6 protein-coding genes and 2 pseudogenes are annotated in these 7,112 nt (G+C 45.5%); 2 read left to right on the top strand and 6 right to left on the bottom strand.

Annotated elements, in window-relative coordinates:
• Nucleotides 1–437: 437 nt before the first annotated feature.
• The 5 genes from IQ219_RS14465 to IQ219_RS14485 form a co-directional block, all read right to left on the bottom strand.
• Complete coding sequence (locus IQ219_RS14465; protein ID WP_194073076.1) at nt 438–872, bottom strand: AraC family transcriptional regulator; 435 nt, start codon at nt 870–872, stop codon at nt 438–440.
• Nucleotides 873–1,566: 694 nt separating this feature from the next.
• The gene (locus tag IQ219_RS14470) at nt 1,567–2,322 is read right to left on the bottom strand and encodes an alpha/beta fold hydrolase (RefSeq protein WP_194019221.1); all 756 of its coding nucleotides are present in this window, start codon (nt 2,320–2,322) and stop codon (nt 1,567–1,569) included.
• A gap of 232 nt (nt 2,323–2,554) precedes the next feature.
• A complete protein-coding gene (gene fldA / locus IQ219_RS14475) occupies nt 2,555–3,067 on the bottom strand; it encodes a flavodoxin FldA (RefSeq protein ID WP_194073077.1) in 513 nt (170 codons plus the stop codon).
• Nucleotides 3,068–3,121: 54 nt separating this feature from the next.
• The gene (locus IQ219_RS14480) at nt 3,122–3,301 is read right to left on the bottom strand and encodes a hypothetical protein (RefSeq protein ID WP_194073078.1); all 180 of its coding nucleotides are present in this window, start codon (nt 3,299–3,301) and stop codon (nt 3,122–3,124) included.
• 166 nt (nt 3,302–3,467) lie between these two features.
• Entirely contained in the window at nt 3,468–4,496 is a 1,029-nt protein-coding gene (locus IQ219_RS14485) for a chlorophyll a/b binding light-harvesting protein (protein ID WP_194073079.1), read from the bottom strand.
• A gap of 508 nt (nt 4,497–5,004) precedes the next feature.
• Here IQ219_RS14485 and ylqF point away from each other — a divergent pair.
• A complete protein-coding gene (gene ylqF, locus IQ219_RS14490; RefSeq protein WP_194073080.1) occupies nt 5,005–5,844 on the top strand; it encodes a ribosome biogenesis GTPase YlqF in 840 nt (279 codons plus the stop codon).
• 78 nt (nt 5,845–5,922) lie between these two features.
• Nucleotides 5,923–6,099: pseudogene (locus IQ219_RS14495) on the top strand (ABC transporter ATP-binding protein); the annotation flags it as partial.
• 105 nt (nt 6,100–6,204) lie between these two features.
• Here IQ219_RS14495 and IQ219_RS14500 read toward each other — a convergent pair.
• Nucleotides 6,205–7,112, bottom strand: a pseudogene (locus IQ219_RS14500) (amino acid transporter); the annotation flags it as partial.

Here is a 7,112-nt window from a genome sequence, read left to right on the forward strand (position 1 = left end):
GACCGACACTGTGCTCATAGTTTACTGGCACTAATTGCCCTTTCAGTGGGTGATCTTCTTTGTCGGCATTCATGAAAAGACCAGGAAATGTATAAAGGTAACCATATCTGACAGTACACAAAAACGAACTTATACTGGATTCCGTGGGAGCAAGCACCTATCTGCAAAGTACTAGCTACTCCACTAAAGCTTCAGAAAGCCGGGAGGCTAATGTCTAATTATTTCTTCAATTTGGCAAGTGAGAATCGCTTTGAAAACTAACAAAAACTACCCACAGGCAACCAAGGCAAACGTCCTGACCAGAATTAGCACCCTTTGGGAGAAACCTTGAAATAAACAATTAGACTTCCTGTGCTCCTAATTGAAAAGATAAACGGCAATGTAGCTTATATTTACGGTAGAATCGAACAAATATTTGCTATTTGAGCACAATCTTGCTACAAAATGCGAAATTGCTTAGGGGATAGCCCTGTTTCCCGGCGTAAGTGCCTAGCGAGGTGACTTGGATTGGCAAAGCAGCATTCATCAGCGATCTCATTAACTGCCAGTTTTGTATTCTTCAACAGATGCTTTGCCCGTTCTAGCCGCAGTTTGATCAAATACTGATGGGGCGTTATGCCCGTTTTTTGCTTGAAGAGGCGGGAGAAATGAAACTGGCTTAACCCCAACTCCTGGGCAATCTCCTCCACAGAAAGATCTTGATCAAGGTGGGATTGCATAAAATTGGTAACCTTCTCTAGGTGATATGGAAGGAGTCCATAATTCTTAAGTGCCAAATTAACGCCATACTCATCATTGAACGGTACAGACTGCTCAAGTTGATGTTGATTGGGATGGACAGTGGCTTCTCGGTTATCAGGAGGAAGTTCCATAGGGGACTACAGGATAAAACTATGCCTTTGACCAAAATGAATCGGTGAGTAATAGAGTATATTCTAGTTTTTTCGAGCTTAATTAGTGCTTATTAAGTAACAAAAATATAATATATTGCCACCTAGACTGGAAAAATATCCGACAATAGCCCCCAAAACACTATTTGCTTAGGAAAACGCCAACTTTGCCCTGTGGAAGGCAAGGGCTTGAACGACTAGTTTTGTAAAACGCCAAAACTCTAAACAGTTAAAAAGCGCTGAATAAAGCGCATCTGAGGGTTTGTAGGCGCTCGGAAAATCTCGGTAAAAAATATTAAAATTTTTAAAAGCCTTAGTAAATTTACCCTAATTCTTGAAGGGTATTTAGAATCTGTTTAAAAAGTTCCGTTTTGCTTCTCGATTTTTTTACTAAAGTATTTGCAGCGCTAAAAAGCTTTTGCCCGACTTGCTCCGAAACTTGAGAGGTCAAGGGATCACATCAAACACGGTCTTACAGCTTTTGAATCTCTGTCAATAATACTATTATATCCAATCCCATTCGCCATACCTTGATTAATCCACTCAACATTTACCAATGGATAAGGGGAGAAAAATTGATGTGAGACCGCAAGTGAATTTAAATATACTTAGCTGGTTTAATGTGATTCTCCCCAGATTTAAAATTAAAACATTGATAATTGAAGAAGAAACCAACCTAGGCCAGTAGAGAGGTGGAAGAGGGAGCTTCCTGCCCTTGCAATGATCGCCAAAATTGTTGCAGTTGGAATGCGGTGACTTCTGGGTGCTCAAATTGAAAAAAGTATTTTCCTTCAGGACATAACCAAAGGCGATCGCCAGGCTTTTTCCATCGTTGCCAGCCATTGAATAAACTGGTGTCGATAATGCCGTCTGCTTCTCCCACTGCCACCAAGAGAGGTACAGCAATGTGGTTGGGCAAAATGATTAATTGTTTATACAAACTGTGGGGAGAAATGGAAGTTAATAGATCATTTTCCAGAATATTAACAATGGTTTGGGTCTGACGCAGGGAACAGCAGTTAAATAAATGGTGGGCCATTTGACCAAGGAGCAAATGACGGCTGTAGCGCATAGCATCAAATTGACTGTAATAATAGGCTTGCCAATCCAGGGCAGGATATACCCCCACAGAAAGCAAGGAGAGGGAACGGACTTTTTCGGGACATTGGCGAGCGTACAATAACGCCAACAAACCACTAGTACTATGGCCAATTAAATGGACAGGCTGGTCAAAATTTTCCAGATATTCCCCAACTAAATCTAGTCCTGTCGTTAAACAGTTGGGTTCGTCGGCGGTTTGATGGTAATCCCATTGTAAAATAGGTTGGCTTTTGCTTAATTGCCGCAGTAAAGGACGATCAAAACGCCTTAAGGCAGGACTAAAATTGAGCCAGACAATGGGGGTTTCTGGAGGCATATTCTGGTTTTTCATGGTAGGAGTCCGGCTAGGATTAAAAGGTAAGGTAAGTATTTAAGTGGAGTGAGGAGTAGAAAATAACTCAGTCGAGCCTAAACTATTCTCTGGTTAATTAAAGTTAGTTAAAGCTCAAAGCAACTGTGGTAAATGACCAGATGTTTAAGATAAGCTCAAGCAACATGAACTACTGGCGGAGTCGATCAATTATTGGAGAATTGATGGCTGTACACCCCCAGGTTGAGAATACCTAGGATTGCAAAATAGGTTTAATTTCACTAACCCATTTTTTGATCCTGCCTTCAGTTAATTCCGGTTGATTGTCCTCATCCAAAGCCAAACCAACAAATTGGTTATTTTTTACCGCTTTTGAATCATCAAAGTCGTAACCAGTGGTGGGCCAAAATCCTACTGTTTTTCCTCCTAACCCACTAATTTTTTCTTCTAAAATACCCATGGCATCTTGAAAATTATCTGCATAACCAACCTGATCGCCTGCACCAAAATAGGCTACTTTTTTACCATTAAAATCAATTTCTTCTAGTTGGTCGTAAAAGCCTTCCCAATCACTCTGGAGTTCCCCCACATTCCAGGTGGGACAACCGATAATGAGGGAATTGTATTGCTGAAAATCATCAACATCAGCTTGGGAAATATCCATTATCTCGACCACACTATCACCGCCCATTTCCTTTTGAATGAGCTCAGCAATGGTTTCCGTGTTGCCGGTTTGGGTACCGTAAAAGAGTCCAATTTTTGTCATGGTTCCTGAAAAGTTAATGAGCTTATTTTTTGTAGAAATAATCTGGGGAAGCTGTTAACTGTTAAGTAAAGCTTGGTTTAACAGTTCCGAGGTGTTGAAAGAAAGAGGGCTAGTGCTATCGTTGGCGATCGCCTGCATTTGGCGACACTGACAGCAATACCAAACTAAATTTCCTTGGTGTAAATGCCGCAAAAGACAGTGGGAACAGCACAAACAAGTGTGAGGATGACCCATAATTTTTTAGGCAATGGGAGAGTAAACGTTAATTGACCCAAGCAAGGGAATAAAAAGAAAAGAAGTTTACCATTACCCAGCAATGGAGTCTTAATTTCAGGCTGGCATGGCTAGGCAAAGTAAACCCCGATGCTTGCTTAAGAGAGGAAAAGCTAATGGCTAATGACTAGGTTTGCAGGGAATCCAACGCCTGTTCGACCCGTTTGAAGTCAAAGCCTAAAGCCCGCAGTGCGTGCCAGAGATGACCTTGCAGAAAGAAAAAGGCCAGGAAAAAGTGAGCATTGGCTAACCAAGCCCTACTGGTGTGGGCATGCATGGGGAGTTCCACGGTGTCCGCAAAATAGGGAAAAATGCCCAATTTAATTGCCAAAGGCGGGCCGTAAAATTCCGGCGGATAGGCCAGGGTATTAACGGCACAAAAGTAGGCCGCCACAAATCCAGCTAGGGCAATGCCCCCCAGGGAATAGGACAAAATGGCTTCCCCGGAAAAGAGCAGAACTTTTTTAGCCCAACTGAGAGGGGGCACCAGAATGTGCCAAATGCCTCCACCAATGAGCAGAACACCAACAAAAATATGTCCCCCCACCAGATCTTCCAGGCTACTGATACTGGCAAAATGGGTTTGATAACCATAAATAACGAAGGGATCCAACGTTGGTTCGCTCACAAGCCGCACCGTTTGGGTGGTGGCGTCGTACAATCCCCCCCAATACATGGCTTTGCCTGCCAACAGTAGGGCCCCAGCCCCCAGGAACAGGAGATGGTGACCCAAAATCATCCCTAGTTGTTGGGGGTTTTCCCAGGTGAAATGGAATTTTTTGCCCTGGCCCTTAAGGGTACTAAGGTCAGCGGGGGCCCGCAGGGCATGAAACAAAGCCCCAGCCCCCAGTACCGCTGAAGCAATCAGGTGAATACTGCCAACGACAAAGTAGGGATAGGTATCCACAATTTGTCCGCCATCGCCCACACCCCAACCGAGGGTGGCCAAATGGGGCAGTAAAATCAATCCCTGGTCCCCCATGGCCTGGGTGGGATCAAAACGGGAAATTTCAAACAGGGTAAAAGCTCCAGCCCAGAAGGCGGTGAGGGCCGCTTGGGCCACATGGGCCGCAATAAAAAGCCCAGACTGATCGGCGAAACGGGCGTTGCCGGCCCACCATTCGTATTGAACGGTGTCGTTGCCATAGGTTTGCACAGAATTGCCTCCTTAATGAGACGACAAATAATAAATTATGGTAATAAGTGCTGGGAACCTTAGGGGGGATGCCGCCATGGAGGCAAAGAATAAAGCGTTCTCTGTCCACCCGAGACCCATTCTGGCTTGACCACAGCGGCGATCACCAATCTTTCCCTAGGACTAAACTCAAACCACCGATGAAGCAGTTGAGAATCTTTAGCACTTACTCCCGAATTATTATAGGGGCATAAATGAGAATTTATAGCAACTAAAAATATTAAGAAATATTAAGTAGAGCGGGAGTCATGGCCAGGTATGGATTTGACCCCAGGAATGGTAGAGGAAAATTTTATCGGTGAAGTTGATTACAGTAATGGTGTAAAAGATTTACTTTTAACTTGGTGTATATATGCTGATTTTTGGCGATCGCCTAGGGGTAAGGTAACTTCCGGCGGGGATGTGGCAAGCTGTTATGGGTGGGAGCGTGGCCCCCAGAAGCCCTCGTCAGTAAAAAAGTGAACAACTCATGGCCTTAATCCAATGGTATCCCGGGCATATTGCCAAAGCGGAAAGACAACTCCGGGAGCAGTTAAACAAAGTTGACGTGGTGCTGGAAGTAATTGATGCTCGCATTCCCTTGGCATCCCAACATCCCGATGTGCCCCTCTGGGTGGGAGAAAAGCCGAAATTAATTATTCTCAACCGGGTGGATATGATCACACCGGAGTTGCAGGAGCAGTGGTTAACCTGGTTCCGCCAGCAAAATCAAACGGTATATTATGCCAATGCCAAGCAGGGCACCGGGGTGAAGGCCATCAGTAAAGCGGCCCAACAAGCTGGTAAGGCAGTTAATGAAAGAAGAAAACGGCGGGGCATGCAACCTCGGCCAGTGCGGGCGGTGGTGATGGGCTTTCCTAACGTAGGTAAATCTGCATTAATTAATCGATTGTTGGGGCGCAAGGTGGTGGAAAGTGCCCGGCGGGCAGGGGTGACCAGGCAGTTACGGTGGATTCGCATTTCCGACAGTTTAGAACTGCTCGATTCCCCCGGAGTTATTCCCCTCAAGCTGGAAAATCAGGCCAATGCCCTGAAATTGGCTATCTGTGAAGACATTGGTGAAGCGGCCTACGAAAATCAGGCGGTGGCGATCGCCATGGTGGATCTATTGCTGGATTTGTCCCTGGGGGAGGCGTTGACGCACCGTTATCAGGTAGCCCCGGAAACTATGAACGGGGATTTGTATTTAATTGCCCTGGCCGATGCCCGCCATAACGGCGATCGGGAAAGGGCCGCAGTGCAATTGCTGAACGATTTTCGCAAAGGATTACTAGGCCCCCTACCGCTGGAATTGCCCCCGGAGGTTTAGGCTCGGATAGACTTAGGACAAGGATTAATTCCGAGTGGCGATCGAAATCACGACCACTTTTGCTTCATCCTTGGCGGCGATCGCCTGGTGACGATGGCCAATGGGCCCCACGCTAACATTGGGGAAATTATGACTATCCCCTTTGCCCGGCACCGGGATCGAGACCGGATTATGGAAGACCCCACCTATTACCAGTTGAGTAACTACGCCCTCGACTTTCTCTATAATTGCTTTGCCCACGACGACGTGGCTTGAGATTGAAATTTCTCAAGTTTTCAAAGGGGTTCCTAGTTGTGAATGATTAGCGAACTCCGCTAAGCTCAAATGTTTTCACAAAGATTACAATTCAGTATCAAGAGCCTAACCACTAACATGAATACGGGGGCGATTTTGGGGATTGGGTTCGGCTTTTCGCAATACTTCGCGGGTCAGAATGGGAATATCTCCTTCCCCAAACAAGAGGAATCTTAGTAAATATTCCAAGGGATTGCCTTCCGTCCAACCAAAATACACAGAGGGTAAATGGCCAGTTTGATCCCGTAAATAGAGTAATAAAGCGGCGATCGCATTGGGAACCGCTGAACTTTGAACCCGCAGAATTTGATATTTATCCAGATAAATGCCCCGTACATGGATGGCATCCACAAACACGGAAGCGTCTACTACGTCCACTTCCAAGAAAATCAAGGGGTCACTTTTGCTAATGTGGTTATTATGGCGTGCAGATTGTTCCTTTTGCCGATATTCCTGGAATTCCTTTTTAAAAGGACGATGGGCAATCAGGTGAATGCTTTGATGTTGGTATTTAGACAAAATTTCTTGGGCTGAGTCATCTAATTCAATGGATGTGACCCGCAGTTCGGTGGAGCGAAACACCCGAGAAATTAACGAGGTGGTGACAATGGTAGTGATAAAGAAAATGGCGAGACGAATCCCATCTGGTCGTTCGATGATGTTGATAATGGTGGTGTAAATAAATACAAGGGCGATCGCCGCAAAAATGCCCGTGCTCCAACGGGAACGTTGACGATGAAAAAAGAGAGCCACCGCAATTGCTGCCGAACTCATTAGCACCAAAACTCCCGTGGCATAGGCTGCCCCTTGGGCATCTACGTTAGCGCGAAAAATCAACGTTATCGCAAAGGTGATCGCCATAAAAATGATTACCAAAGGTTTAACCGCCCGAGTCCATTCCGGGGCCATGCCATACCGAGGTAAATAACGGGGAACTAAATTTAATAATCCCGCCAAGGCTGATGCCCCAGCAA

The organism is Synechocystis sp. LEGE 06083 (assembly GCF_015207725.1).
GTDB classification, from domain to species: Bacteria; Cyanobacteriota; Cyanobacteriia; order Cyanobacteriales; family Microcystaceae; genus Synechocystis; species Synechocystis salina.